The organism is Cupriavidus sp. HE11 (assembly GCF_056097175.1).
The window spans coordinates 17223-44221 of record NZ_CP184467.1 but is presented as its reverse complement, the minus strand read 5'-3'; the positions used below and the strand labels follow the sequence as shown (position 1 = coordinate 44221).

27 protein-coding genes are annotated in these 26999 nt (G+C 63.6%); 2 read left to right on the top strand and 25 right to left on the bottom strand.

Features of this window, described 5'->3' with window-relative positions:
• Positions 1 to 137 precede the first annotated feature (137 nt).
• Positions 138 to 1787: a Fic family protein gene (locus ACOABP_RS31345; RefSeq protein ID WP_474231721.1), complete on the top strand. Its 1650-nt coding sequence runs from the start codon at positions 138 to 140 to the stop codon at positions 1785 to 1787.
• An 86-nt stretch (positions 1788 to 1873) separates the two neighbouring features.
• A complete protein-coding gene (locus ACOABP_RS31340; RefSeq protein WP_474231720.1) occupies positions 1874 to 2134 on the top strand; it encodes a helix-turn-helix transcriptional regulator in 261 nt (86 codons plus the stop codon).
• A 29-nt stretch (positions 2135 to 2163) separates the two neighbouring features.
• On the opposite strand, the gene ACOABP_RS31335 is transcribed toward ACOABP_RS31340, so the two are convergent.
• The 25 genes from ACOABP_RS31335 to ACOABP_RS31215 all read right to left on the bottom strand — a co-directional run bounded on the left by ACOABP_RS31335 (position 2164) and on the right by ACOABP_RS31215 (position 26996).
• Positions 2164 to 3480, bottom strand: a complete 1317-nt coding sequence (locus tag ACOABP_RS31335) for a hypothetical protein (RefSeq protein ID WP_474231719.1) — start codon at positions 3478 to 3480, stop codon at positions 2164 to 2166.
• Between the two features lie 34 nt (positions 3481 to 3514).
• Positions 3515 to 4831 carry a hypothetical protein gene (locus ACOABP_RS31330; protein ID WP_474231718.1) on the bottom strand — a complete coding sequence of 439 codons (1317 nt, stop codon included), beginning with the start codon at positions 4829 to 4831 and terminating at the stop codon, positions 3515 to 3517.
• The gene (locus tag ACOABP_RS31325) at positions 4828 to 6495 is read right to left on the bottom strand and encodes a hypothetical protein (protein WP_474231717.1); all 1668 of its coding nucleotides are present in this window, start codon (positions 6493 to 6495) and stop codon (positions 4828 to 4830) included. Before ACOABP_RS31325 ends, ACOABP_RS31330 begins: the two co-directional genes overlap by 4 nt.
• Before the next feature lie 11 nt (positions 6496 to 6506).
• Entirely contained in the window at positions 6507 to 7619 is a 1113-nt protein-coding gene (locus ACOABP_RS31320) for a hypothetical protein (protein ID WP_474231716.1), read from the bottom strand.
• A gap of 182 nt (positions 7620 to 7801) precedes the next feature.
• A complete protein-coding gene (locus tag ACOABP_RS31315) occupies positions 7802 to 8026 on the bottom strand; it encodes a hypothetical protein (RefSeq protein WP_474231715.1) in 225 nt (74 codons plus the stop codon).
• The gene (locus tag ACOABP_RS31310; RefSeq protein WP_474231714.1) at positions 8023 to 8319 is read right to left on the bottom strand and encodes a hypothetical protein; all 297 of its coding nucleotides are present in this window, start codon (positions 8317 to 8319) and stop codon (positions 8023 to 8025) included. The genes ACOABP_RS31315 and ACOABP_RS31310 overlap by 4 nt, the downstream gene beginning before the upstream one ends.
• Entirely contained in the window at positions 8316 to 8834 is a 519-nt protein-coding gene (locus ACOABP_RS31305; protein ID WP_474231713.1) for a DUF6283 family protein, read from the bottom strand. The genes ACOABP_RS31310 and ACOABP_RS31305 overlap by 4 nt, the downstream gene beginning before the upstream one ends.
• Positions 8831 to 9442 (bottom strand): DUF262 domain-containing protein, encoded by a 612-nt coding sequence (locus tag ACOABP_RS31300; RefSeq protein WP_474231712.1) that lies wholly within the window; start codon positions 9440 to 9442, stop codon positions 8831 to 8833. Before ACOABP_RS31300 ends, ACOABP_RS31305 begins: the two co-directional genes overlap by 4 nt.
• 153 nt (positions 9443 to 9595) lie before the next feature.
• The gene (locus tag ACOABP_RS31295; protein WP_474231711.1) at positions 9596 to 10411 is read right to left on the bottom strand and encodes a hypothetical protein; all 816 of its coding nucleotides are present in this window, start codon (positions 10409 to 10411) and stop codon (positions 9596 to 9598) included.
• 2 nt (positions 10412 to 10413) lie between these two features.
• Positions 10414 to 10638, bottom strand: coding sequence for a hypothetical protein (locus ACOABP_RS31290; RefSeq protein ID WP_474231710.1), 225 nt, complete (start codon positions 10636 to 10638; stop codon positions 10414 to 10416).
• 377 nt (positions 10639 to 11015) lie between these two features.
• On the bottom strand, positions 11016 to 11690 hold the full coding sequence (locus tag ACOABP_RS31285; protein ID WP_474231709.1) for a hypothetical protein: 675 nt from the start codon (positions 11688 to 11690) through the stop codon (positions 11016 to 11018).
• A 2-nt stretch (positions 11691 to 11692) separates the two neighbouring features.
• The gene (locus tag ACOABP_RS31280; protein ID WP_474231708.1) at positions 11693 to 13246 is read right to left on the bottom strand and encodes a hypothetical protein; all 1554 of its coding nucleotides are present in this window, start codon (positions 13244 to 13246) and stop codon (positions 11693 to 11695) included.
• 12 nt (positions 13247 to 13258) lie between these two features.
• Entirely contained in the window at positions 13259 to 13753 is a 495-nt protein-coding gene (locus tag ACOABP_RS31275) for a hypothetical protein (RefSeq protein WP_474231707.1), read from the bottom strand.
• A 503-nt stretch (positions 13754 to 14256) separates the two neighbouring features.
• Positions 14257 to 15069 carry a hypothetical protein gene (locus ACOABP_RS31270; RefSeq protein ID WP_474231706.1) on the bottom strand — a complete coding sequence of 271 codons (813 nt, stop codon included), beginning with the start codon at positions 15067 to 15069 and terminating at the stop codon, positions 14257 to 14259.
• 16 nt (positions 15070 to 15085) lie between these two features.
• The gene (locus ACOABP_RS31265; protein WP_474231705.1) at positions 15086 to 16063 is read right to left on the bottom strand and encodes a hypothetical protein; all 978 of its coding nucleotides are present in this window, start codon (positions 16061 to 16063) and stop codon (positions 15086 to 15088) included.
• 336 nt (positions 16064 to 16399) lie between these two features.
• Positions 16400 to 16822 carry a single-stranded DNA-binding protein gene (locus ACOABP_RS31260; protein ID WP_474231704.1) on the bottom strand — a complete coding sequence of 141 codons (423 nt, stop codon included), beginning with the start codon at positions 16820 to 16822 and terminating at the stop codon, positions 16400 to 16402.
• 49 nt (positions 16823 to 16871) lie between these two features.
• On the bottom strand, positions 16872 to 18908 hold the full coding sequence (locus tag ACOABP_RS31255; protein WP_474231703.1) for a DEAD/DEAH box helicase: 2037 nt from the start codon (positions 18906 to 18908) through the stop codon (positions 16872 to 16874).
• Positions 18908 to 19171 carry a hypothetical protein gene (locus tag ACOABP_RS31250; RefSeq protein ID WP_474231702.1) on the bottom strand — a complete coding sequence of 88 codons (264 nt, stop codon included), beginning with the start codon at positions 19169 to 19171 and terminating at the stop codon, positions 18908 to 18910. Before ACOABP_RS31250 ends, ACOABP_RS31255 begins: the two co-directional genes overlap by 1 nt.
• Position 19172: 1 nt before the next feature.
• Positions 19173 to 19637, bottom strand: coding sequence for a hypothetical protein (locus tag ACOABP_RS31245; protein WP_474231701.1), 465 nt, complete (start codon positions 19635 to 19637; stop codon positions 19173 to 19175).
• Positions 19634 to 21499, bottom strand: a complete 1866-nt coding sequence (locus tag ACOABP_RS31240) for a secretion/conjugation apparatus DotM-related subunit (RefSeq protein WP_474231700.1) — start codon at positions 21497 to 21499, stop codon at positions 19634 to 19636. Before ACOABP_RS31240 ends, ACOABP_RS31245 begins: the two co-directional genes overlap by 4 nt.
• Complete coding sequence (gene dnaG, locus ACOABP_RS31235; protein ID WP_474231699.1) at positions 21496 to 23187, bottom strand: DNA primase; 1692 nt, start codon at positions 23185 to 23187, stop codon at positions 21496 to 21498. The genes ACOABP_RS31240 and dnaG overlap by 4 nt, the downstream gene beginning before the upstream one ends.
• Positions 23187 to 23615, bottom strand: coding sequence for a hypothetical protein (locus ACOABP_RS31230; protein WP_474231698.1), 429 nt, complete (start codon positions 23613 to 23615; stop codon positions 23187 to 23189). The genes dnaG and ACOABP_RS31230 overlap by 1 nt, the downstream gene beginning before the upstream one ends.
• A gap of 115 nt (positions 23616 to 23730) precedes the next feature.
• Positions 23731 to 26187, bottom strand: coding sequence for a DNA topoisomerase (locus tag ACOABP_RS31225; RefSeq protein ID WP_474231697.1), 2457 nt, complete (start codon positions 26185 to 26187; stop codon positions 23731 to 23733).
• 42 nt (positions 26188 to 26229) lie between these two features.
• Positions 26230 to 26817, bottom strand: a complete 588-nt coding sequence (locus ACOABP_RS31220; RefSeq protein ID WP_474231696.1) for a hypothetical protein — start codon at positions 26815 to 26817, stop codon at positions 26230 to 26232.
• Positions 26817 to 26996 (bottom strand): hypothetical protein, encoded by a 180-nt coding sequence (locus ACOABP_RS31215; protein WP_474231695.1) that lies wholly within the window; start codon positions 26994 to 26996, stop codon positions 26817 to 26819. Before ACOABP_RS31215 ends, ACOABP_RS31220 begins: the two co-directional genes overlap by 1 nt.
• Positions 26997 to 26999: the final 3 nt, after the last annotated feature.

Genomic DNA, 26999 nt, shown 5'->3' with positions numbered 1-26999 from the left:
CGCTATGGCAGGCGACGCGGCATGTCGGCTGCACCGCATATACGTTTTTGAACAGACGGCGTACAATTTAAACGTTTTTATGCAGTTTTCACCGTTTTGCGGCGAAAGCTGGGCGATCAACGTGACGGAGCAGGCAGATGGCTGGCGAGAACGACGAGGTATGGCTGGGGTACCGGTGGCTGGCGGAGCAGTATCAGATCGCCAGCGCCCAACCGCTCGCGGTGACCAGTCAGACCGGGCCGGTGCGCCGGACCATCGAGACCGTGAACGGCACGCGGGAGATCTACCCGGCGAACATGCGCCCGCAGCCGCCGGCGGCGCGCGACGGCGTGCCCCCGCTGTCGGACGCCGCTGCGGCCCTGCGCGGCCACCTCACCTTCGCGTTCAAGCACGAAGGCATCCATCTGGAATTCCTTTCGCGCCTCTTCGAGCGGGTGCCGGTCCCGGAAATGGTCGAGTGGCTGCAGGCCGAGCGCACCGGACGCTACGCCCGCATGGCCGGTTTCTACTACGAGTGGCTGATCGGACGCCGGCTGCCGGTGGACGACGTGACCGGTGGCAATTATTTCGATGCACTCGATCACGCGCAGTACTTTGGCGCGAGCATCGCCCTCACGACCAACAATACGCGGTGGCGGCTGCGCGACAACCTGCCGGGCACGCGGGACTTCTGCCCGCTGGTGCGGCGTACGGTGGGCGTGCAAGCCGCCGAACGGTACGACTGCGAGGCGCGGCTGGACGCGCTCAATGCCGAGTTCGGACAGGACGTGCTCATGCGCAGCGCCGTGTGGCTCACCATCAAGGAATCGCTCTCGTCGTTCAAGATCGAGCACGAGCAGGATCAGCGCGACCGCGTCCGCCGGTTTGCGGCCGTGATGGAGGCCCGTGTGGGTCAGTATGAGGATCCGCTGGCGCTCGCGGCGATCACCGAGCTGCAGCAGGAGATCGTGGGCGATCGCTCCACGATCCAGAAATTCGGCTTGCGCGAGAGTCCCGTGTTCGTGGGTGCGCGTAACAACTATCGCGACGTCGTGCACTACGTCGCGCCGCCGGCGGCAGCGCTGCCCGGCATGATGGCCGGCCTGTCGCGCTTCCTGCAACTGACCGAAGGCATGCCGTCGCTGGTGCGCGCGAGCACCGTGGCCTTCGGCTTCGTGTTCGTGCATCCGCTCGCTGACGGCAACGGCCGCACGCACCGATTTCTGGTCAATGACATCCTGCGCCGGGACGGTGCGGTACCCCGCCCCTTCGTGCTGCCGATCTCGGCGGCCATCCTCGACAAGCCACAGACCATCGCCCGCTATGACCAGACGCTGGAGGCGTTCTCCAAGCCGCTCATGGCGCGCTACGCGGACATGTACGAGTTCTCCGATCAGGTGACCCAGTACCCGGACGGGATCCGCTCGAATTTCGTGTTCGCGGACGACCACGACGCACTGCACGCGTGGCGCTTTCCGGACCTGACCGTGCAGGCCGAATACCTGCACCAGCTGGTGGACCAGACCATTACGCAGGAGATGCGCCACGAGGCGGACTACCTGCGCAACTGGGACCGGGCACGCAACGCGGTCAAGAATGCGCTGGAGGGGCCGGACAACGATATCGACCGCATCATCCGTGCGGTGCGCGACAATCAGGGACGGGTCAGCAACAAGCTGGCCAAGGAGTTTCCGATCCTGCAGCGCGAGGACGTCGCCGGCGATGTGGTGGCCGCTGTGCGGGCGGCCTTTCCGGACAAGCTTGGTGCTGCGGCGCCGGGCGGGCCGGACGCGGGCATGGCGCCCTGACCGATCCGGCCGGTGGCACCCTGCGCGATGTCCGCTAAAGCGGACATACTGTCTGCTCTCATGGCCTTTTGTACGGAAAATCGAACATGACCCGCTTTGCCTACCTGCCCAAGGACATTGGCAGGCTGATCCGGGATGAGCGCCGGGCACAGGGCCGCTCGCAGCTTGAGATGGCCACGGCGCTACAGGTCCGCCGTCAGACCATTGGCGAGCTGGAGCGCGGGAACAATGTGGGGCTGCACCTGATGTTTTCGGCGCTGATGTATCTGGGCAAGGCGATCGCCCTGTCGGACCATCGGCCGACGGCTGCCGAACTGGCAGACATCCTCGCGCAGGACGACGACTGATCGCCGCCGCCCTGCCCTCTTGCCCCCGCTCAGGGGGTCAGCGTATCGGTGTGGTCCGGTCGCTTTGCGACCGCGCCATCGTGCTCGACTGCGGCAAACGGATAGGCGCGTAGCGGGCCTTCCAGCAGAATGAGCGCTTCGCTATGGTTGTAGCGGGCAGCGAGTTCGAGGTCCGCCGTCCATCTCTGACCGGTCCAGTACACCGTGGGCTGCGGATGCCGGGGATTCTGGCTGCCGGGGCCGTCGATCGCGATGACGTAGTGCTGATGCGTGCCGCGAAATTGCGTGGCGAGGGCTGCCGGCGGCGCCAGACCGAAGCGCACTTCGCCCTCCAGCACATGGCCGATGCGCTGGGCCAGCCAGTGCCGGCCGAGGTCGAGCGATTGTTCCAGCATCAGCTTGGCGTCCTGTAGCGCGCTGCCCGCACGCATGAGGTCCTGCAGCGTCGGGCGACGTTCCGGCTTGGTGCTGTTTTGCTCCTGATATAGGCTCAGCACCGCCTGCTTAGAAAAGCCCTGCTGCGCGGCGAAGTTGAAATGCGGCAAGGCGTCCTTGGCCCGGCCGATGGCGCTGTCGATCGTCCACAGCTCAAGCGGCGGCACGCGGTGTGCCAGCGATGGAGACCAATCGGCGCGGCCGATGCGGTCGGCGATCTGGCCTTCGAGCGGCAGCTCACTGCCCAGCAGGGTCACCTGCGTATCGGGCTTGCTCAGTGTCTCGCCGTGCGCCGCCGCGATCCGTTCGCCGAGCTGCCGGGGTAAGGCCGCAGAGTCGATCACGGTCTCGATGAACATGAGGCGGGTATCACGCGGACCTGCCGCGCGGTCGAAGAAGACGCGCACGGTGATGGCGCCCGGCGCTTGGTCAGGCACGCCGAACTGGCCCGTGGCCAGCTCGATCTCGCCTTCGGCGGCGAGTCGCGCCAACGGCCACATGGCCTGCAGGCGGGCGGAGAACGCCGCGTGACAGCGCTCGGCGCGACGGGACCAGAATGCCGGGTCCCGCTCGGGAGCGAAGATGTCGGACGGGGTCTGCGCGCCAAAACGAGCCATGGCAATTTCGCCCCGCAGCGCTTCCAGCGACAGTTCCTCGGTGTTGATCGACTCACGCAGGGTATCGCCATGATTAGGGGACAGCTCCCACCAGATGCCGGGCCCGGACCGGAAGGGATGCTCCAGAATCTCCGGCACGTGCCTCAGGATGTCGCTGGCGTGCTGCGGCACGAACACGGCAGTCCGTTCGCGCTCTTCGTCATGGTGGCCGACCACAATGCCATGCCGTTCGAGTTTTTCGCAGGCGTCGTCGTCGAGGTTGTAGAAGGTGCCGTAGTGGCCGGAATAGTTCATGGTGTCGAGGCGGTGTCAGGTCGGATGCGAAGGCTCAGAGCGCGAGATCGGCGCTTGCGGCCATGCGCCGGAGCGGGCGCGGCGCGTGCGGTTCCGCCGGCACGAGGTGGGCGGTGGGACAGCGCGGCAACAGGCGGCGCAGCTCTTTTTCCGCCTCGTGCAGGCTGAATGTCGTCGCTTCGCGTGGCGTGGGTTTCCAGCTGTCGAGGCCCCAGTAGCTCGTCCGCGCCGTCTGCTCGCCCATGTCGGTGCCCGGCACCGCCGGCGCGTACGGCACGTGGTGCGCGATCACGTAGCGGTGGTCGCGGGACACGAACTTGTGTCCCGGTGTGGGCTGGGCAATGAGGCGCAGCGGCGTGCGCGCATTGAGCAGATGATCGATTCGTGCGCCCACCCACTTCGCCTCGATGCTTGCCTGCGCGCGCAATTGCTCGCGGGCTTCGAGGAGGAGCGGCGCGTAGCGTGCCAGTTCGGCAAGACTGAAGTAGGACTCGTGCACGAGGCGTCTGCTGGCTTCGTACAGCGCATGCCGGGTACGCTTCGCCGCTACGTGCATCACCGGCTGCGGGGACTCCAGCCGATGGGCGGCCTGCGTCATCGCCTCGGTGATCGAGAGCAGGTCGAGGGGCGGGAAATTGCCGGCAAGACGCGGATCCCACTCGCGTCCAAGGACGCGCTCCGCCAGCTCGCCGTACAGTGAGATCGCATCCCCCTGCAAGAGCGCAGCATTGCTGTTCAGGGTGTCTTTCGCCAGTTCGACCTGCACGCGCCGGGCCGCTTCGGTTCCCAGCAGTTCATCCAGCTGGTCGGCGGGCCACAGGCGTTCGATCACCTTGGCGCGGTTCGGATGCGCCTTGTAGTTGCGATCGAAGTACACCCGGACGGTGACCATGTCCTCGGGGGCATTCGGGATGCCGAAGTATCCGGTCGTGATCTCGATCTCGCCATCGGCGGCGAGCTGGGTCAGCGTGCCACAAGTCGCGAGCGCCGCGTCGTAGGCGCTTTCGCATTCGGCAGCGCGCGCGGCCCAATAGTCGGGATCAGGGTCCACCGTCTGGAGAAAACGGCTCAATGCGAGTTCGCCGCGCAGGGTCTCGGCATCGAGCTCGGCAGGCGCCCGATCCAGTCGCAGCTTGGCATGATGACGGTAGATCATCGAGAGGGTGAACGTGCCGGGCTGCAGCGCCGCGACATCGACCAGTGCGTCGTAGGATGCGCCCTTGACGTGTGCGGGGAAGCTGCCGCTGGCCGCATCGTAGGGGCCGAGGGTGACGCCGTGGCGTCGGAGGGTATCGGCGTGTTTCTCGTCGGCGCGGATGCGGCCGTAGTAGCCGCTGTGGTCTTGGCTCATGGATTCAGTTCGTAGAGAGCTTCGGGATGCGTCGTGCGCGATTGACGGGGCTGTACCTGCATGCCAGCGCGGGCACAGGCCTGCAGGGTCGCGTGGCCGGCCTGCTCGCCCGGTTCGACGCAGACGTAGTGCAGGTCCTTGACGAGATCGGTAAGGCCCGGCTCCGCCAGCCAGCCATTGACAAAGACCTTGGCGGCCTCTCGCGACACGAACGTAGGCACCTGCGTGGCGCTGTCGGCCGGCTCCCAGCCGGTAAAGCGCGGCCCGTCGGCGTCCATGCCCAGATACACGCCCTCGCGGCTGGAAAAAATCACCGCCGCCGTGCGTCGCACGCCGTCACTGATTGCATCCCCGAGCGATGTTCCACTGTCGTCGTGGCGCTGATCGAGTGCCTGCTGCAGGGCCAAGGGTGCGCTCTCTGCCACCGTCATGGCGAAGTTGCGGCCGGTGAACAGCACCACATCGCCATTGACCAGCAGATACGGCCACTGCCGGCTATCTGCGGCGTTGAACGCTTGGGCGGCCTGCGTAGCGTCGTTGAACATCGCCACGTTGCGCGTGCCCCCCGGCCGGCTGGTCAGTACCATGTATTCGGCGTGCGGCACGGCAGCCGGCGCGGGAAGGCCGGCATCGCTGGCTTTGCGCGCCTCGCGCAGCATCTCGCGCAACGCGACCCGGTCGGTATGGATGCGCACCAGCTGGGTCAACTGGCACCATTCGTCGTGAAAGACGGCACAGAATTCAGGCGCGCTGCGCATGACGCTGGTGAGGACATTGGCGGCGTCTTCGCGAGCGCGGGCCTCGGCGACCTTGCAATATTCGTTACCCTCCAGTTCCACCCAGTCCTGCATTTCCAATGGGCGCAGCAACTGCACGTCGGGCCGTCGCATCAGTGCGAGGCGCGCGGCTAGGTCCTTGCCGCAGGCCTCGTACGCGGCGGCCTTGGCGGCGTTGACGGCCTCCAGATAGCTCGCATGGCGCGCCATCATGGCCTGTACCCGCTCGGCGTCGGTCATGGGCGCGACCGCGCCCACGCGCTCGCCCCCGGCACGCAACCGATCGCGCTCCAGTAGCGCGACGAAGGCTCTGCGGGCATCGATCTGTGTCTGTTCGATGCCGTCGACGGCACTGATCGCCTCGATCCAGTCGAGCACGTATCCGGCGCCGGCGACGCCTTTTTCGCGTACCTCCCTGACACGCGTCTTGGTGATGCCCATGGCGCTGGCCAGCGTGTCGATGGTCTTGCCGCTCAAACGCATGAGTGACGCGACCGTACTGCCGCTCAGCGTCATGTCGGCAGGGCTGCGGGCCTTGGCCAGCGCGTCCAGCATCGCCTGCACGGCACGGTCCGCAGTGCGCCAGTAGCGCTCCCCGTAGACGCTATCACGGGCGCGCCAGAACGCGACGAACGCCGATTCGGCGCGCAGGTCGGCAACGGTCATGCCCGGCCGCAGTCGCATACCGTCAGTGTCCTCCGACCGTGCGTATAGTGCATGCGGAAAGTCGACCTCGAAATCTGCCAGTGCGCTGACAGCAGCCGTGTCGCCACGCGCCAGAAACTTGCCGCTACCGTCGTCATGGTCCGCCAGCGCGAAGCCGAAGCTTTCGAGCATGTCGCGCTGGCTCGGATGCGCCGTGATGGTGCCGTAGAAAATCGGTGCCATGGTGAGGTCCCTTACATCGAGAGCGCGTTATCCGTCGCGGCGAGGGCGCGGCGGTGCTCCGCGAACGCTTGCAACAGCGGTGCCGCGTCGTCGTCGGCGTAGTAGAGCGTGCCGTCGTGCCAACGGAAATCGTTGGCATTCTTTACCTCGCCCTCCTTCAGGAGCCCAAGCAGACGGGCGATGGGCACGCTTGCGGTGTCGACGATCTGGTCGTCGAGCTTGGAATGCACCGTAAAGCGGAACTCGCCGGGCGTGACGATCAGCTGCGGGATGTCGGGGCACCATTCGCGGGCGCGTTCCCACTGACGCGGGCCGCCCGTGGCGCCCACATTGAGCAGGTGGTTGTCGTCGCAGAGCTCCCGCAATGCGCTCAGCTGGTCGAGAAACACCGGGGTGAGGTCGACCAGCGCCCAACGCGGATTGGCGGCAACCGGGCCATAGGCTTCGATGACGAGCACCGGCGGCTTTGCGTTCGGGGCATCCCCGATCGCCGCGAGCTGCTGCTTGATGGCTGTCCGCTGGGCGATCCATGCATCCCATTTCGGGACCGATGCTTTGTAGTAGCCGCAATGGTCGTGGTAATCGATGAAGGCCATTTCGCCCAGCAGGTGCTGGCGCGATGCGCTGGCCGGCCCATAGGGGTTCGCCACATCGAACGTGCGCCGGGTGAGCTCGACATGCTCGGCGCCGGCGAGCTCGCGCAGCTCGACCGCATCGGTGCCGGAGATGCGGATATAGAACCGTTCGTTGGTCTCGTCGTAGCCGCCGATCTCGGCGCCCAGTGTTTTCAGGAAGTCCATGTTGTCGCGCTTGGCGCGGACCCAGCCGTACTCGAAGGACGTCGTGGCTTCCTTGAGGAGATACGTCTTCGCAGCGTCCTTGTCGCCCTCGAAGACCAGATCGCAGGCGTAGTCATAGCTGCACCCGAACATCTCCATGAGCACGGGAATGTCATCTCCCCGCTCGCCGCGCTCGATGCGGCCCACCAGATCCTCAAACGGGCACACCTCGGCGCCGGTACGGACAGCATGTTTGCGACCCTCGGCGTCGAACAGCACCGCTTGGTCGTCATTGAGCGGGACCCATACCCGCGCGTCATGGGGGGTGGCAGTGCTGGTCGTCATCGTTTCGCATCCAAAATAAATATTAAATTCGCATTCAGAAGGATGTAAATCCATTTATAAATGCGTTATTCGACACGAAATGATGATAATCCATCCCGAGTGGCGTGTGAAGGCGCCCGGGCGGATTGGAGACAGCGGGGCCGGCTAAGGCCGGCCCGCGCCGGAGGCGGGCTATCGGCGGGTCAGGCGTCGGAGCGATCTTCGCGCTCGATCCATTCGGCGCCGATGACGCTCGGGTAGTACTGGGCGGGCTCGGTGACTCCTTCGGAGACGACGAGCACGCGGCCGGTCGATCCGGCGTGGTGCGGCTTGATGAAGCCCTTGACCACGACCTTGTCCCCTTTCGAGGTGGTCACCACGTCGTCGATGGCAACCGGCTCCTTGGTGGCGGTATAGATGAGTCTCACAGTGTTTGGTCTCCCAGTTGTCGGGGAACAATCTCCCCGGTGAGTGCGAGCTGGACGCCGCTCTGGCGCAGGATAGGGCCCCAGTCCGCGACGTGATAGCTCAGATCGGTGCGGGTGACCTGCACGCCGGCCTGTGCGCCCGCCTGCTCGATCAGGAGTGACACGGTCCGCTTGTCGAGGCCCGTGGCCTGCACGATCTCGAAAAGCCGTGCGCCCTGCGGGCGATCCATTGCGGCCAGCACGGACAGGAGCCGTCGCATGTCCCCTTTCGGATAGGGCAGCACGGCACTCATCGGCCCCCCTCCCCGCTCGATGGGTCTTCCGGATCCGGCTCCTCGTCATCGCACGGCGCGCTGTAGCTCGACTCGCGGCACGGCGCGAGCACCGGATCGTCAGGCGCCACGCCGTTGGCGATCGCCATGGCCCGGTAGTCGTCATGCAGCACATGGCCACCGTCGCTGACATCGTCGCGGATCTCGCCCGTGATGGTCCGGATCCGCACGGACAGGTTGTGCTCGGCCCCGCGCAGCAGGAAGCCGGCGCACGTGGCCGGCTTGGCCGTGCCGGATTGATGGCACGAAAAAGTGTTCTGGGCCATGTCGTAGGCGGTGCTGGCGCTGTGCCGGAACGCCTCTGGCGAGAATGATCCGACCGCGTCGACGCGCCACGGGCAGTCCCCGCACGGCTCGCTACGATACAAGCTCTCGCCGCCCTCCGTGGTGACCACCTGATGGGCGTCACCGGCAGGTCGTACACGCACGATGGTCGCGCGGCGTGGGCGTGGACTTTTGGTGTCAGATGCGCTCATGGCGTCGGCGTGTCCTGTGTTTTGTTGCCCGGCTTCTCGCCTTCCAGTGCGAGGGCCAGCAGGGCGCGCACACGCTCGATCTCGCTTTTCGCATGCGGCGTGCCCCCTGCATTGACGTCAATGTAGTACTGCAGGAGATCGGCGCGCGATTGGAACGTGTGGACCGCGATCTTCAGCACGATCGTATTCGGACGATGCGGATCGTAGGGACTGCCCTTCAACTCGCTGGCGAGATAGCCGAACGCACGGATCTTGTCGGCCATGAAGGTGCGCACGGCGGTGAGCCGCTGCAGCCCGTCGACGCACTGCATCACACGCGGCAAGTCGCCCTGATAGTCCCAGTTCTGCCAGTGTGGGGCATTGAACTGGATCAGCATCGATGCCGAGGAGATTGTGCCGCGATAGACTGTCTCGATGAAGTGCTCTTGTTGAGACTGATCCCACACATGTCCGCGCTGGAAATCGGGTGTGAGGTCAAGCCCACCATAGTCCTCGGCGAGACCGGCCAGCGATCGCTCCAGCCCGTGGGCGGAATAGTCGGTTTGCCACTTCGATGGGGGAAGCTTGCGAACCTTGGCGTGCAGCGCAGCCAGTTGCTGGGCATCCATGTGATGTCCTCACGATTACACTCAATGAGTGCATCATGAGGGGTGTTAAACGCACCTGTCAAGCAGAAATTAAATTGGTGGGTGGTGGTGGCGAGGTGGGTGGGCTGTTGCCAACGCGACAGGCCGCCGGCGCTGGTCCGGCGGCATGGACGGTTACGGCGCGGGACTGCTGTCCCGAACGTGGGCCGCGTTGGCGCGCTTCAGGATGGCCGTCGTACTGGCCTTGGCGCAATGCAGGATCTCGGTCTGGCGGTGCTGCAGCGCCTGCGCATCCCCCTCTCCCTTCTCGATGCGCCAGCGCGTGCACGACAGTTCGGCCATCCGGCGCGCGTAAGTCATGTCCCGGATCGCCTGCTGTTCGGCCGCGTCCGCACGGAACGACAGACTCTGCAGCGTGAAATCCCCTGTGTGGGGCAGCAGCGCGCGCACGCCGTCGGCGTCCGCCCGGAAAAGGAAGCCGCCATCTGCCGCCCGCGATACCTCGACGCCAAGCGCGCCCAGTACCTCGTCGGTCAACGCCGGGCCGACGGGCGAGGCCACGCCGTAGAACGTGCCGGCTTGGGCGCCACCTGTGACCGGCAAGCGCAGCATCTCCGATTCGCCACCGGGCTCGGGCAGGAAGTCGCCACGATCGGCATACCACGCGCGCAGGCCCTTTTCGCTCATCTCGTCACGACCGCCATACGGGATGGCGTCGAGCTCCAGTTCGCAGCCGTAGAGGTCGGCCAGCGCCGTCAACAGCAGCAGACCTTGTGTGCCATTGCCGACGCGCTGACGCATCGCGTCGAACGAGCTGATGCGCAACCGTTGCTCACTGGCGGGCCACAGTTCGACTTTCACGTTGGCGTACACCAGCTCGCGCTCGTTGAGCGGATTGCGAAAACCAATGCGCTCCAGAGTCTGGATGACCCGGCGAGCGGGACCGGAGTCGGTGGGCTTGGCGCCACCCAGCTTGATTTTAATCGCCATCTTCAGAGCTCCAGTCGCGTGCGTAACGCGTTGATTGCGCCCAACGTGCCGCAGACTACCACGGCACCGAAATGACGGGCCAGTCCGGCATCGGCGACCATCTCGTCCAGAGGCGCCGTTGAATGCTGGGCGTCTGCCCAGTCGTTCAACATGCTTACGAGTTCGCGGACGGCGACGCGCCCGCGTACTACCCGGCATCCACTAATCAGCTCGACGTTATAGCTCATGAGTCATTGGGTCAGGGGCGCCTTGCCCCCATGTGTGCGCATTGACGCAACCGGGCCGTATTCCAGCTCCAGCTGTCGCGCGCCGCGTCGCAGTACCTGCTGCGGCAGAAAGCGTCGCTTGTAACGGCGACGCAGGATGGCATGTGTCCAGCACTCGACTAAGGATGGCATGGGATCGTGGTCTCGCAAGAGGATGGATCTGCGCCACGGCCGCCATGCGGCGAAAGCGCAGGTGGTGGACGATGGCGGAGCCGACGCTCAAGTTAGTGTCGGCCATGCAGAAGCTATCGACCGCGCGCCAGTGATCTTGACGGCGAAAAGCACCGCGAAAACGCCTCAATTACGCGATTCACCACCTCAGAGGGGATGGCCTACATTTACACCGGATCGTGCGAGTTGTCGGCCGACACACGCCGTCGCGGCGCTGTTTCACGCGCAGCACGGTAGCCTTTGGACATCTCGACAAATAGCCGGATCCGGTCCGGCAGGATGTGCGGGTACTGGGAAATCTCGCCGGCCGGCGCGCATTGGTCAATCAGCTTGGCGGCCCATGGGCCCCGGATGCCATCGAGCCATTTGGCATCGGGACGGTGGGCTGCCGCGACGATAAAGTGTTTGGCCAAGGACAGGTCGACGTACTGACTCGCCTCGCTGGTGCGCGCGGGGTCGAGTCGCGCCGCGTCGCGGGCCTCGGAGGTGATGCAAGCGAGGATCTGGCAGAGCGACTTGTGATGCGTCGAGTAGCGCGTGCCCATGCCCGCGTACGCCATGGCGGCGAGCCCGACAGTACCCATGGGCTCATAGTCCTTCTCGAACGCTGCGAGCGTCGAATACGCGCCCATGGGCAGGAGGCCGGCCCCTTCCTTCTTGGCGGCAAGAACGGCGTCATAGACCGCGTCCTCGCGTGCTTTGCGGGTGTTGATGGACATATCCGTCAGCATGGCGAGATAGCTCTCCGCGCAGGCGGACGTGGTCGGCTCTCCAGCGCGATCCAGTGCGATCAGCACTTCTTCCATGCTGACAGCGGCGGTTGTGGTCGAGGTATTGGACATGATTATGGTGCGGGGGATTCTGCGGGCCGACTTGCGGGCGGTGCGGGCTTTCGGGTTGGATAATCATTGGACAATCGCGAGCCCTCATAGCCTGCCATCATGCTCTGTCCCGTCTGGCGATTCCAGACGTGATATTGGCCTTGGAAGGTGGTGACGACTTCCGTTTTACTGGAAGTGCTGACCTCGTGCCGACTGCCATTGAAATCATAGAGCGGCGCGAGGATGTTCAGCGCCGGTGTCGTGCGGGGATGCCGGTCTTTTAATGCACGCAGGTCATCGTCCGCAACAAGTTTCCTTGGCGTGATGGTGTAAGTGTCGGCTGCGCTGCCATATACCAGCCGGGACATCGCAATGCGCAGATCATTCACACCCTGCGTGGCAAGCGGAGCGACCGGCGTGCGGACGCCGACATACCCCTCGAAGAGCGCGCGCTCGGCGTTAGAGAGCACAGCATGGAGCGTGCTGCCATGCTGCGCCCTTTCGGATAGCAAAGCCCCGTCGAGCTTAATCTCGCGGCTTGCTTCTTCCAGCGCGTAGATGTGGTGGATCAGGGCAGGCACATCATCGCGTTCGTTGGCGATCTTCTCGGCGTGGGCCGCGCAGATTGCCAGCGACTGGATCGCATTGCCGATGGCCACGGTCACCGTCCCGCTGACGTCATCCGGGCTGGCGTGCGGTATCACGAGCTTCAACGCTTCGGCACTGGCCAGCCAGACGTCGCGCTCGTCTTCCAGCGCGGCAGTGAGGGATGTGGACCCTTTGAATGCCTTGAAATGCGTGCGGCCATGCTTATACGTTCTGGAAACGGTGACCCCCTGCTCGGTGCATACCTTCATCCAGTCGTACGCCTTGCCCAGCAGCTTGCGGTGTTCCAGAAGCTGGCGCTCCGCGTCGGCCCACGCCCTTGCGCCCACCATATCCTCTGCATCAGCGGACCGTGCCCGATAGAAGCGGGCAACGTCGGTTGCCACGTCGAGTTTGTCCGCCGTAATCGCCCGGGGATCGACGAAGTGCAGCGGGGAGCCACGCAGAGCGTTCAGCTGGTACTCGAAATCGGGAGCATGTTCCGTCAATTCGCTGAGCTGGGAGATCGTGGCGCGTGCAAGGTAGGTCGCACCGGACGGGAATGCGCTGTCGTCGACGGGCAGGCACAGGTCGATGCCAATGGCAGTCAGGTAGTCCCGCCCGCTCTTGTCCGCGCGGATCCGGCCATATACCCCCAACTGGGCGAATCCCTGATTGTTCCAGTTCTCGCCCCGCAGGGCCTGCCCCAAGCGTCCGGCGACATCGGCCAACTGCTCGCCGTTCACGTAGAGCTCCGGCTGGTAGAGCGGGAGCGTCTGGATCGAGCGCGCAAGAGGCTCGCCAAGATACTCGGCGGCCCCGTCAAGCGTCGTGACGCCGTTGAAAAGATGCAGGCGAGCGCCGTCGTAGAGATTGTGCAGACGGTCGCCGAAGACGTCGACCTGCAGGACGTCCTTGTTGCGTTGCACGCGGAGCTGGCCCACGAGTAGCAGGCGGGTCCACGCGGCGGTGGCAGGGGTGTCGGCTTGCATTGGGTTCTCGTGTCAGGCCATGCCGTCAGGCGTAGCGGTCAGTGTTTGGCGGCGGGCGTCGCGGATCTTCTGGACGACCTCAGGAATCGCCATGTCCTTGTGACCCCGGAAGGTGTAGCAATCATCGCCATCGCGGCCGTACCACGAGGCGACGTTACCGGTATAGAGCTCGCTGAGCCGGAACACGTGCATGCCGCCAGCCATGGTGGAGCGTACGGGTGGCATACAGCCGAAGGCGGCCACAAAGTCTTCGCCGGAGATGGGAGTCGGCGCCGTACAGTAGGCGGCATCTATGGCCTGTTCGGCTGCACCATACGTCATGAAGACCGCGTCGGGAAAACGTTGGCAGACAAGACACGCCTTGATGTGCGACTCGTGACTCGTACCGTCGTCATCAAATATCGCAACGATCCACTTGTTGGACGGGCTGTACAGCACCAGCTCCGGCGGCGGTTCGCCGCGCTCGGGCGGCACTGCGGCGGCATCTGGGGCGTAGGCGCGAAACACACTTTCGACATGCTCCCAGTATTCGCGACCGCCACCTCGCGGGGGATGGCATTGGCCATGTACTGGGCATACGCGACTTCTGCGCCACGAGCCTCCGGCGCGAGCTGGAGGACATTCTTAATCTCCTCGTGATCGTTCTCGCGCAGGTAAAGCGTTGCGGGAAAGTCGGCCTGCAGATCGTCAAGTGCCACCTTGGCGTCGGCCGTAACCCGCACGTAGAAAAGGTCAGCCCGTGGCAGGTGCCGGCCGACTTCGAGCCCGAGACTTTCGAGCATGACGCGCTCGCTTTCCGGGGCACGGACCGTGCCATAGTAGCAGTTTGGTGCAGTCATCGCGGTATTTAATATTTAATTTATGCGTATCAATCGCATAAATACAAAAACAAAATAATATTTGCGCATTAAGTTTGATATTAAGCGATTCACCGTCCCAATGGAAAGCCGTTCGCGAAGAAAAAAGCCCCGCAGGTGCGGGGCTTGGATGTCCGGCGAAGGGGAGATGTACTAGCCCGGCCCGTACGCCTGATCTGCATTGAAGTGCGGCTGCCGAACCGTTACATGCGCTTCCAGCGGAAAATTCAAAGCCCACTGATTTGTGCCTGCCAGCTGTTCGGGCACTCGCCCATAGAGTTGATGCTCTTCCTTGTACGCGTTGGCTTCTTGCTCTGAGTTGAAGCGCTCTTTCATGCGACCGTTTGCGACCGGGGTTACCTTCGAGCCTTCGTTGGCGAGCTTGGCCAGCCGCGCATTGACTTCGTCGAGTCGGTCCGAGAACCAGTTCAGATCCGGCGCCCGCGTGCTGTGCGACAGCTCACGCGTGTGGATGAGATAGTCGACCTTTGCGGCGACGGCAAGCAACGCGTCGGCGGACGCCGCTTCCATGCCGCCGTCTTGGTCCCACGGGAAGGCGGCGAGGTCGTCAATCGCCGTCAGACGTTCGGCCGGGAAATCCGCAGCATGCTGCGACAGCTCCTCGTGTGCAAGGCGGTTGACGCGGACGTGGAAGCCGGCGGCCTCGTCGTCATACTCGCCCACCTCCACACCCATCGCACGCAGGGCCTCACCACTGGTACGATCACACGCGATTGTGCCGTAGTGCACCGTCAACGGCAGGGTGAAGTCCGCCGGCGTCAGGTCCGGCAGCAGCTCCATATGGTGGTTGCGAATCTGGCGCAACGCCGGCGACGTGGCGTCACGTCCCTTGGCGTAGTGGTCCATGAGTTCGCGACGCCAGCTGCGGCCGTGGCGCTCTCGCCATGCACGCAGCGCCGTCAACTGGTCAAGCGTCAGGACGTCCAGTCGTGAGAATTGGCTCATCGGGATCTCCGTGGGGTCAGGGCGTCGGCGTGGGATCGGGCCGGCCTTCCGTATGGCGCCGTAGGGAGCCGTTTGCGGCATGCTCGATCTGCAGCTCGGTCACTTCATCCAGCAGCTCCCGCCAGTGCTCGGCCATGCCGGAGCGGTTCGTCGCAGCGCTACCGTCACCGTGATGCGAATGCACGAGGAAGGTCAGATACGCTTTGGCGCCGGCAAGTAAGTCTGGATCATGCTTGTCGATGTCTGACAAGGCACGCGTGTCCTCCCACGATTGCAGCTCATCGGGCGGGAAATTGGTGCGGTAGGGTTCCAGTGCGCGATAGGCCCGCGCATTGACGCGGACATGGTAGGCCTCGGCAGCGTTGTCATAGTGCCCGAGTTCAACGCCAAACGAGAACAGGAGATCGGCATTCTCCCGTCCGGTACGGATACGCCCGTAGTGCGCAGAGACAGGGAGCTCGAAGTCGGCGTCATTCAACGACCGCACCCAGTCGAGACGTCGCATCACGAGATCATGAACGTGCGCGTACCCGGGATCTCTCGCTCCGACACGCTCCCACAGTTCCTGCAGCCAGTCCTTCCCCTGCAGATCGGCTTGAGCCTTGGTGCTTCGGAGGACAAACACCTCATCGAGCGTCAGTTCTGACAGCTTGGAAACGGACGCGGCAAACATGTGGTCAACCATGTCGTCTTCGTACGTAATCGCCTGCCAGCCGGGGCCGTTGACCTCTAACGTCTTCTTGCATAGCCCCTCGTATTCAATGAGCTGTTCAAAGCCGGGGCCGCCCGGATCGCTGACCAGCGTCCGTAGCACGCGCACCAGCGAGGTGGACCGGTCGCTCTGACCGATGCGTTGCCACAGGGATTTATCACGCAGATAGGCTGACGCCGCAATACGCAGGATCTCGGCATTGTCCTTCGTTGCGGTGGGCAGGCGGAACATGGCCGTCTCGATCGCCTTCAGCAGCGGCGAGGCGTGTACAGGTGGTTTCATTTCGTCGTATCCAGATTCGTGCAGGCATGGCCCGCGCATCATGGAAAACGATGGGAGGCGACGCTTCCCCCGCGTGTCGCGTCGCCCCCATCCCTCATTCCCGGTGTCTTGACCGTGCTGTCGACAAGTTCGCCAGCGGGTGGGCCCGCCTGTCCCCTTGCCTATGCCGATGACTTCAATTCCGAGAGGCAGTGTGACCCCGCACACTTGCTGTCCTCTTCGCATCCCGTGGCATTCAGCGGTGCCAGTGACGCCGGGTTACTACACGCCGACAGGGGCGACGGGTGTATCCCGCCTGTCGCCCTGTCCGCGATAAAACATCACAATGTGATGCTTTTAAAATGGAATATCGTTATCATCAGTGTCGTTTCCACCTGCCGCGCCCTCGAAGCCTTCGCCTGCGGAGCCAGCTTGCCCTTGCGGGTTTTTCCGGCGCAGCAGACGCCATTTCGTGATCCGATAGCGCGTCGAGTACTTCTTCTCCGCGCCTTCACCCCACGAGTGATTGCGCGGGCTTGCTTCGACATAGATCTCGTCCCCCTTGCGCGCGTATTGGGCGAGATTCTGCGCGTCCTTGCCCCACGTTTCGTACGGGAAACCTTCGGTGCGCTCGCCTTCTTCGCCGGTCTGCCTGTTCTTCCAATGGATGTTGGTAATCACGCGGATCGAGCAAACCGGATCCTTGCCGCCACCTTCGCGGATTTCGGGGTCGGCCGCCAGAAAGCCGATCTGGCGCATTTCGAGGACTTCACCTGCCATGTTTTTCTCCACTGACCGGGGTCCCGGTCCAACGTATTGCGTGAGTTGGTCACGCCGCCATTTTTGCGAACTGGGCCGCAAATTTCTCTCTGGCCAGACGCTCCTCGTCTTCGGGATCGTCCAGTACTTCCGATGCAATCGCGTCCTTGTTCATGAGCAACTGCATCACGTCAAAATCGATCGTGCCGTGCGCGAGCGGCAGCTTCACGACCACCATGCGCTGCTGGCCAATGCGGTAGGCGCGGTCTTCCGCCTGCACCTTCAGGGCTGACGTCCACGGCAGACCGCCAAAGAACACAAAGTTGGCCTTGGTCAGCGTGGTACCTACACCGGCGGCCGCCGTGGTGCCGATAAAACCGTCGGTCTCCTCGTCGGTCTGGAACTGCTCGACCGACCGCTGGCGCTTGCGCGCGCTGTCGCTGCCGATCATCGTCACGCACTTGATGCCGCGCTCCGCGAGACGCGTGCGATAGAGATGCACGGTTTCCTTGAATTCGCAGAAGATCAGGAATTTGTCCTCGGGCGCGAGCTCGGTGACCATCTGCACGATGCTGTCGACCTTGATCTCTTCGAGCAGCATGCGCAGGCGCCCGATCTTGGGCAGCGTCAGCAGCGATGCGTCGTTGGCCACGGCATCGTAGCGACGGCGCAGATCTTCCGACAGCTGCAGCTGCAGCGGCTGCACCTGCTTGCCCTTGAGTGTCTTGAGGACCTGCGACTTCTTGCGACGCAGCATCCATTTCGAGATGGCCTGCCGCAGCTCTGCACGGAAGGTCGGATCGCCGCTGAAGCGCTGGGCGAACTCCTTGAGCGCCAGATTGCCCAGCGGATGGCCGGACAGGCGCAATAGCGTGTGCAGTTCCGTCTCCCGGTTCAGGATCGGAGTCGCCGTCAGGAGGATCCGCGTCTCGATGTGTACGGCCACATCGAAGGCGTGGCGTGTACGGATCGTCGTTGGTTCCTTGATCTGATGCGCCTCATCCATCGCCATGATGTGGAACTTGGCAGCATGCCGCTCCAGCTCGCCAAGGGAGCCGTAGCTGACGATCACCCATTGGGCCGTTTCGTCGTACGCTTCGGTGGCGATGTGCGCATCCGGTACCACGGCGCGGATTTCGGTAGCCCAGTTGTAAATCAGCGTGACCGGGCACACGATCAGTACGCGGCCACGGACGCCCTGCTGCTGCAGGCGTCGCAGTCGGATAGACATCGCCACGACAGCCTGCCGGGACTTGCCGAGGCCCATGTCGTCGGCCAGCAAGGCAGCGTTCTGGATCAGCAGGTGGCGAACGCCGTCGTTCTGGAACGGATACAGACCCGGGTACTGGGACAGCCAATAGGTCAGCTCATCCTCGGTGATATCGGCTGTCGCGTGGGCGGATGTCTGCGCCAGATACAGTTCGTTGACGCTGTCCTCACCGCTGGCGCCGAACTCCGGCACCGCGTTGTTGAAGGTCTGCACCGTCGCGCCGTTGCCACCGGCTTGTTTCGAGAACGCATCGTCGACGATGCTGTAGATTCCTTCGACAACCGAAATCTGTTCGACGGCCAGTCCGAGTTCGCGCAGCAGGTTCTCCTGCAGCATCTCGGGCGAGGTGTGGGCGAACTTCCATGCCTTCATCGGCGAGAGATAGACGGCTCCCATAGCCTTGGCCAGCGCAATCGTCGCGGGGTGGAAGCTGCCCGTGAGGGCTGCCGCGCCATTGTCGAGCGCGTAAATGGTGTACTTCAGCCCCGCAATAAAGGCGGTAGGCTGTACGGCCTCGGCGGCGGCGAGCAGCTTGCTCCGGAACAGATCTGTTTCAGCCCGGACATCCCGATCGCCGGCTTCGCACAGCTGGGCAATCATGTCGCGACCGCCGTTGTCGATGACATGGCGGCTAAAGCGCCAGTGACTGCGCAGTGCAACGGGTTGCTGGCTCTGGCCGATATAGCGACCCTTAAACGGCTCGGCCGTCAGGATGGGAGCGTTGCGATCGTGCCGCGCAAACCGGATGGCGTAGTCGAATCCATCGAAAACGATGGACTGGACCAGCGGACCGAGGGTACCGGTCGTCTTGCCAAGAGTGCGCAGCACGAGTGCCATCAGCCCTGCCCCTTCGCCGCGTAATGGGCCTTGGCCGCCGCGCGGGCGCGGCTCAGCAGCGGCGTTTTCGGCTTGCTCACGCCTTGCGGCAGCGGGATGCCATGGTGATCGTGTAGTGAGCGCAGCATGGCGTTGTTCTCGCGCGCCAGCAGGAGCTGCGTTCGCGTCTGGAGCAACCAGCCGAACAGCAGGCGGATGGCGTACGCGATCACGAGAAGGGTGAACAGCCCGACTACGGCTTCGCCAAAGGAAAGCTTGGGCATATCAGCGGGCTCCTGCGATAGGTTGGTAAGTGACGGTCGGGCTGCGGGATGTGCAGTCGGCCGCCCGGAACTCGCGCCAGTCGTGGCCCTTGTCTGCCAGTACAGCTACCAGCAGCGGAAAGCTTGTCCGGTCCTCTCCCCAAAGCGTAAAGAGCGCCTGCAGGCGGCCACCAGCGCCGAGGCGTTCGAGCGGGTACTCCACCCCGTCGACCTCGATCAGGGTGCGCGGAAAGCGCGTCCATGCACGCAGGCCACCCATCGCGTCGTCGACCGCGAGTGCGACATTGCCGCCGGCCTGCGCCAGTTGCTTCTGGAGCCCCGTCCAGAACAGGGCGCTGGGTGACATCGGCGCACCGCAGGCGGGTAGCGTTGTGTATAGCGTGGCGACACTCGAAAGGAGCTCGCCCAGTTCGCGGGCGACGGCTGTGGATGCTGCCGGTGGTGTTGCGGTGCAGATCGCGGTCATGCGGATTTACCTCGCTGGGCGTCCGCCTGCTCGCGCAGTGCCCGCTTCTCGCGGGCCACCCACAAGAGGCGCAAGAGATGTGCGCCGGCGTGTGCGGTGGCCGCCTGCGGATGCTTTTCCGGATCCGCTGCACCGTCTTCAATGGCGGCCATCACCACGTCGTGATCGGGGTTGGTCTGGAGGTTGCGGACCGTCTGTGCGCTGCGCTCGATGCCGGGAATGAGCGCCGTCACATCGGGGCCATAGCAGACCACTCCTTGCTTGTTGCACAATTCCATGAGCTTGGCGCGGATATCGTCCGAGGTCGGTGCCGTCAGGAGCGCGGTGACCTCGTGGTCTTCGAGGTTGTACGCATCGACAATCTCATCGACATCCGTCCGGGGGCGGCAGCGGCTCTCGAAAACCGGCTTGCCGTCCTCGGTCAGCAGGGCAGTTTCGAAGATGTCCCTGTCTGACCCGTGACCGACGGTCAACAGGTGTAGAAAGACGTTGGCGACAGGCTTCTCGACGGCCTTGGGATCGATCATCACAGGCTTGTCGGCCTTCAGGGTCTCTTCGATCTGCTTCTGTTCGGATTCGGTAAAGCGGAAGCCGTCAACGGCCTCGATCAGGCCACGCACGGCGCCATCGACATGCGGGCGCTCTGCGGCGCGCTTGCGCTTGAGTTCGTACAGATAGTGGCTGTAGATGCCCGCCACTTCGGCGAAGGCAACTTGGCGACCCACGTTGTCGAGGAGGATGAAGAGGCGGCGGTCCAGCACGCGCAGCCAGCGCAGCTCTGCCGCTTGGAGTACGCCCAGCGTGCGTGCCTGATCGAGCATGGCGTAAATGATGGTGCTGACATACGCGTGGCGCTCCATGAACTGGCGCACGTTGGGGCGGCCTGCATATTTGCGCAGGGTTGCCATGGCCTTTTGCGTGTCAAGCGGGAACCGGTCCGTCGCCGGGTCGTATTTCTCGGACTGCTTCCAGCAGTCCGCGATCAGGTCATTGACGGCCTTCAAGGCCTCGTCATAGTCCGTGTCCGACATCGTCTGATCGGTTGCGGCGATGCGCGGTACAAGAATGGCCAGCGTGACCAGCTCCGTCGCGCTCAGATCCTTCCAGCTGCGTCGCCAGAGCTTGCCTAGCTGGTCGCTGAAGACCTTGGCGGCGCGCTCACGGTTCACCGTGTATTCCCCGTCGTTCTTCGCGCGGTCCATCAGCTTGTGCATGAGCACGAACTGCTTCTCGATATCGGGCATGCGGTACTTGCCCTCGTTCACCGATCGCTTGGTCAGATCCAGTTTCTGGAAGAGCTTGCCGTGCGGGAACATATTGCCCATTGCGGCTGTATAGCTATGCAGCGTGTAGGGCTTGGGGCGTGCGAAGTTCTTATGATTGGTGACGTTCGTGTACAGGGAACGGCGTCCCATCCACACGGCCAGTGGAATGATGCCGACGAATACCGTAAAGAGGTTCGCGTGCAGGCTCGACTGGGTCATGTGGCCGACCTCGATCAGCGACTTGTCCGACACCACGAAGAACGTGAACCATTGGCTGAAGATACGGCCGACCAGCCATGCGACCACGAGCAGCAGGCCAATACTCATGAACGGTACCGAGTAGCGGCGCAGCACTGGGACGAAGCGGCCGGCGATGCCGAAGGTGGCCAGCAGGCCGCCGATCACGCCGGATGCCCAGTGGCTGAGGATCACGAATACGGCGAACTGAGCGATCCGCACGTAGGAATAGGCCGTGGCGATCGCCGTGTGGTATCGGGTCCAGAACAGCCATGCGACGAGCAGGATAAAGCCCGCCGCCAGCATCAGCATGAAGGGGTCGGCCGTAGCCTTGGCGGGTGATTTCTGTGCGGAGCTCATGATGTTGCCGCAAACAATGCGGAGGTCTTCTGGACGCTGGCAGCGTGCCGTGCGTCCCGGTTGAGAGCGTGAAGAATGGCGTCGACCTCACCCGTGTTCATCGCCGTGCCCAGCTCGGCCGCCCGCTGGCGGACGCCGACAATGGCCGCGCGCACCACACGCTGCAGAGCCGGCGCCGGAATGCGTTCCATCTCGACCTCGCGTGCGTCGGCATCGGTGGGTGCCATGTCGAACCAGCTGGAGATGAGGCCGGCAAAATCATCGATCAGCACCGCTGGCACCTGCGCCGTATGCTGCGGTGATAGTTGGCACAGCCGCGCGAAGTTCTCGTAGAAGGTCGTGCGGCTGCGATCGGGCGCCGGGCCCTTGTACTGGGGGGCACCGTCCACCGATGCGGGCGGGCCCTGCCGGCGTCCTTGCGCTTTCAGGCGGATCGGCATGTCGATCAGGCGCTCAATATGGGTGCGTAGCGCGTCCTGCAGGGCGGTCGCAAAGCGAACAGTGGCGAGCAGTTCTGCCGCCTCCTGCGCAATGGCTGCACAGTCCTCCGGCAGCTTCAGATCGCGGCCCGCGATCAGGATGTCGGACAAGCGCGCCGATAGAGGCTCGCCATGCTCAGCGATATAGGCGTCCCAAGCTGGCAGGCCGTGTTCGCGCACGAAGCTGTCGGGATCGTGCTCGGCGGGCAAGCGGACGAACTTCGCGGTCTTGCCATCGGGAATGACTTCCAAGACGAGTTTGGCGGCGCGGTTGGCGGCCTTTCTACCGGCGGCGTCCCCGTCCATGGCAAACACCACATGGTCACACATGCGGTAGAGCCGCTGCAGCTGGTCCACCGTGATGCTGGTGCCGAGCGCGGCAACCGCGCGCTTTTCGCCATGCTGATGCAAGGCGATCACGTCCATATAGCCTTCGAGCACCAGTGCGACCCGGGTGCGCCGGATCGCTTCCTTGGCCATGAAGAGGCCGTAGAGCTCCTTGCCTTTCTGGAAAACCGCGCTCTCAGCCGAATTCAGATACTTTGGCTCATCATCGCCCAGCGTGCGGGCACCGAAACCAATGACGGCGCCCTGCTCGCTGTGAATGGGGAACATGACGCGGTTGCGGAACCTGTCGTCCAGCTCGCCATGCTCGCGCTCGACGAGCAGTCCGGCCGCCGTGAGGTCTGCAGTCGGGGTCCCGGAGAAATGCACGAGTAGGTTTCTGGTCGAATAGCCGAGACCGAAGTCCCGTGCGGTCACCCCTGCAACGCCACGGCCCTTGAAGTAATCCTTCGCTCTGTCGCTGGCACGCAACTGCTGCTGGAAAACGGTGTTGGCACGGGCCAGCAGCTCCAGAAGGCTGTCATTGCGCGCCTTGGCGCGCAGGGCTTCCGGTGTGGGTGCTTCACGCGCGGGCATTGCAATCCCGCCGGACTGCGCCAGTTTCGCCACCGCTTCCGGGAAACTATGGTGCTCATAGTCAGTGAGCCAGCGAAACGCGTCGCCGTGAGCGCCACAGCCGAAGCAGTGATAGAACTGCTTGGTCGGGGAAACGGTGAAGGAAGGCGATTTCTCGTTGTGAAATGGGCAAAGCCCGACGTAGTTTGTGCCTGACTTTTTGATCTTGACGTGGGTGCCGACCAGATCGACCACATCCACGGCATTGCGGACTTGGTCGAGAAAGGCCTGATCGAAGGTATTCGCCATCAGTGGACTCCGCCCAGCTGGCAGCGCAGAATCCGGCCGTCTGGCGACAGGGCGGCGCTGGGGGGCAGGCGCCGCAACGCGAGCGGCAGCTGGTCGGCATAGACCGCAAGTGACTTATTGAAGCGCAGCGATAGCTGCGAGGCGTCCTGCGACACTCCCGTGAGGAGGAGGCGCTGGCCCAGCGAGACCGGGCGTTGGAGCCGGTAGTCGGTCCCGGCGACAAGGGCAATCGCCCCGTCGCGATACGGCAGGCCCACCGCCCCAAAGACGGCGTGTGGCAAGGCTCGGGCCGGATCACAGGCGACGATGCCGGCATGAATCGCCAACAGCTCCGCGTCGGTTGGCACCACGACGTCCCGGTACAGCGTGGTCGTCAGCGGGCTGGCCCACGCGAGTGGGGCCAGCAGCAGCGACAGCAGTGCGGTCAAGGTGGTCAAACGCATAAGCCCGGGACAGGGAATGTCAGTACGAGCCGCATTATGCACCGATCGGATAGAAAATAAAAACTAAATTTACATCCGAATCGGCGCAAAAGCGAGACAACTAACGTTTATCTTCGAATTCCAAGTTAACTTTTCCGTCGTTGCCCAATACCAGCGCGGCCCGGAATGCCTTCTTGGCCTTGCTCTTGAAGTCCGACAGCACGGCGGTGCGCTTCTTGGTCAACAGGTCGGTGACTTCGGACTCGCGGATCGCCCGGGAGGCGATGTCGCCATAAATGATGAAATCGCAGCTGCGGGTCTCGCCGGCGTTACCCTCGCACTTGTAGTGTGACCCCATCTTGAAGACGCCCTTGGCGCATTTCGGGCAGGTCCCCAAGGAGGTGGCGTCGGCGGCCGGCGCCGCGTTGCGATCGCCGAAATCGAAGTCCAGCTTGTCGAAGGTCGCGTTGAAGACCAGCTTCATCGAGAACTTGGTTCCCGTCTTCGTGCTCTTGAATCCCTCCATCATGGGCGACTCTCCCTGCAGGATCTGCGTAGCCTCGGTTTCCTTGATGTTCCGGCCCAGCACGGCCAGCGGGATCTTTACGGTGCAACCAGCCCCGACGCACTGGTAGGCAAACTTGCTCACCTTGACCGGGCTGCTGCACTTCGGGCAGGTGATGCCGAGCATCTTGACTTCAGGCGGTGGTGCCGCCGGCGTCATCGCGGCCTTGGCCCGGATGGTGTCGATCAGTTTGCGGGATACGTCGCAGATACCTTCCATGAATTCACTGCGCCGCTGTTGGCCCTCCTCCATCAGCTTGAGACGGTACTCCCACTCGCCGGTCAGTTCCGCCGACGCCACGAAGCCGATGCCACATTCGCGCAGAAAGCGGATACCGTCGATGGCCTTTTTAGTCGGCACCAGAAACTTCTTGTCCCGACGCAAGAACGGCTCCTTTGGCTTGCCCTTGCCATCACGGTCCCGCAGCAATCCTTCGATGATGGCGGCCCGCGTGGCGGGCGTGCCGAGGCCCTTTTCGCTCATGGCTTCCTGCAGCGCCGCATCGTCGACCAGACGTCCGGCATGTTCCATGGCCGACAGCAATGTGGCGTCGGTGAATCGTTCCGGGGCCTTGGTCTGCTTACCCTCCGCTCGGATATCCACCGTGCGTACCGGTTCGCCCGGCGTCATGGGCACGAGCTTGTTGGTTTCGTCTTCCGGATCGCGGCCGTAGACTTCGGTCCAGCCCGGTTTGACCATCACGGTGCCCTTGGCCTCGAAGAATTCGCCGGCCACGATCGCTGTGCGGGTGGTGACCTCGAATTCCGCATCGGGATAGAAGGCGGCCACGAAACGTTTGGCCACCAGATCGTAGATCCGCTGCTCTTCGGCCGACAGGCCTGATGGTGGGGTCACCGTGGGGATAATGGCAAAGTGGTCGCTGATCTTCTCGTTATTGAAGATCCGTTTGTTGGGCACCACCCAGTTCTGATCGACCGCCTTTCGTCCCAGTGCCGCCAGCGGCCCCCCGAGGCCGGTGAGCACGTTGCGAGCCGTCTCCACGTAATCCTCGGGCAGCGCCTTCGAGTCGGTACGTGGGTACGTCAGCGCCTTGTGCTTTTCATAGAGCTCCTGCGCCAGCTTCAGCGTCTGGCTGGCTGAGAAGCCAAACTTCGAGTTGGCCTCGCGCTGCAGCGTCGTCAGGTCGAAGAGTGTGGGCGGCCCCTTCTTGGTCGCCTTTGTCTTGTCGGTGACAGAGCTTGGGGCCACGCCTTTGCACTGGGCGACGATCGCGTCGGCCTCTTCGAGCGTGAACACGCGCTCGGCGGTCGCGTCCGGATCGTTGTTCGACTGGAAGTCCGTTCGATACCAGCGGGCCTTGAACTGGCCGGCGGCCACCTCAAAGTCCGCGTGAACTTCCCAGTATTCTCGGGGCACGAACTTCTGAATGGCCTCTTCCCGGTCAACGATGATGGCCGTCGTTGGGGTCTGGACGCGTCCGGCGTTCTGCGTCTCGGCCTCTCCAAAGACATGGCGTTGATAGCCCGTCAGCGCACGCGTCGCGTTGGCGCCGATTAGCAGATCCGCTTCCGAGCGGCACAGGGCCGCGTGGAATAGTCCGGCGAACTCCGCCGCCGGCCGGCGATCGCGATACGCGTCGCGGATGCCCTCGGGCGTCATGGTCTGCATCCACATCCGCTCCATCGTCTTGTTGCACCGGTGATAGGCGGCGATATAGCGAAAAATCAGTTCACCCTCCCGTCCGGCGTCGCAGGCATTGACGACCGTGGTGATATCGCTGCGCTTGAACAGCTTCCCGAGCGCCGTGAGCTGAGACTTGGTCCGTTCGACCGGAATCAGATCAAAGTCCTTGGTGATGACGGGGAGTTTGGTGAAATCCCAACCGGTGTCCACCTCTTTGGGAAAGTCGATTTCGACCAGATGGCCGATGGCGTTGGAGACAACGATCGTGTCGCTCTCGTAGTGTCCGCCGTCCACCTTGCGAATACCAAGGGCCTTGGCAATGTCGGCGGCCACCGACGGTTTCTCGGCGACGATCAGGGCTTTGCTCATGTGAATCCTCTAAAATGTCGGGCCGCTGCGACCCGTGACGGGTCAGGCCGCTGGCGTTGCCTTGCGGCGCGGCAGTCTCTTGTCGATCGCGACGCGGATCGCCGTGAGGCGGTCCGACCATTTGTAGCGAAGGTAGCGGCCGTAGGCGCGGAATTTCTGGTCGATATAGGTGCGGCGCGTCACCACTTCACCGTTCATGTGGACGATCTCGCCTTCGTGCATGGCGAAGCTGATGCTGTTGGTCGAGTACAGGTGCATCACGTTTTCGAGCCAGCCTTCCACCGACACCGACGCCACGCGCGTGCCGTCGTGCAGAAATGAGCGCCAGAAACCGACTTCGCGCACCATGATGCCCTTGCGGTCCGGATCGCTCTGGACCACGATGAACACCTCACCGGTCACTAGTGAAACATAGCGGGCACCGATAAACGGGTAATCGCTGATGCGCTCGCCGTCCAGCAACCACGAGGGCGCGAACGTCCCGATGGCCAGCTCCAGTCGCGACTGGGTGCGCGTGCGCAAGGTCGGTTCCTGCAGGCGTTGCGCGATCTTGGCGCGGATCTCGTCAAAGACGCGCTGCGGATCCAGCTTCTGCTTCGCCCGAGGTGGGGCGTCTACGCGCTTCGCCATCAGATGCCCTCGCCGGCCGGCGCATCGGACGCGTCCCAGCAAGCCCATGCATGCTTGAAGCATGCATACGTCACGACCCACAGCAGGCACGTGACGCCGCCCGCGATGGCTGTATTCACTCCCCGGAAGAGACTTACGAGCGCCAAGCCGTTCGCCAGCATGGCGAGCACGAAGAACAAGCA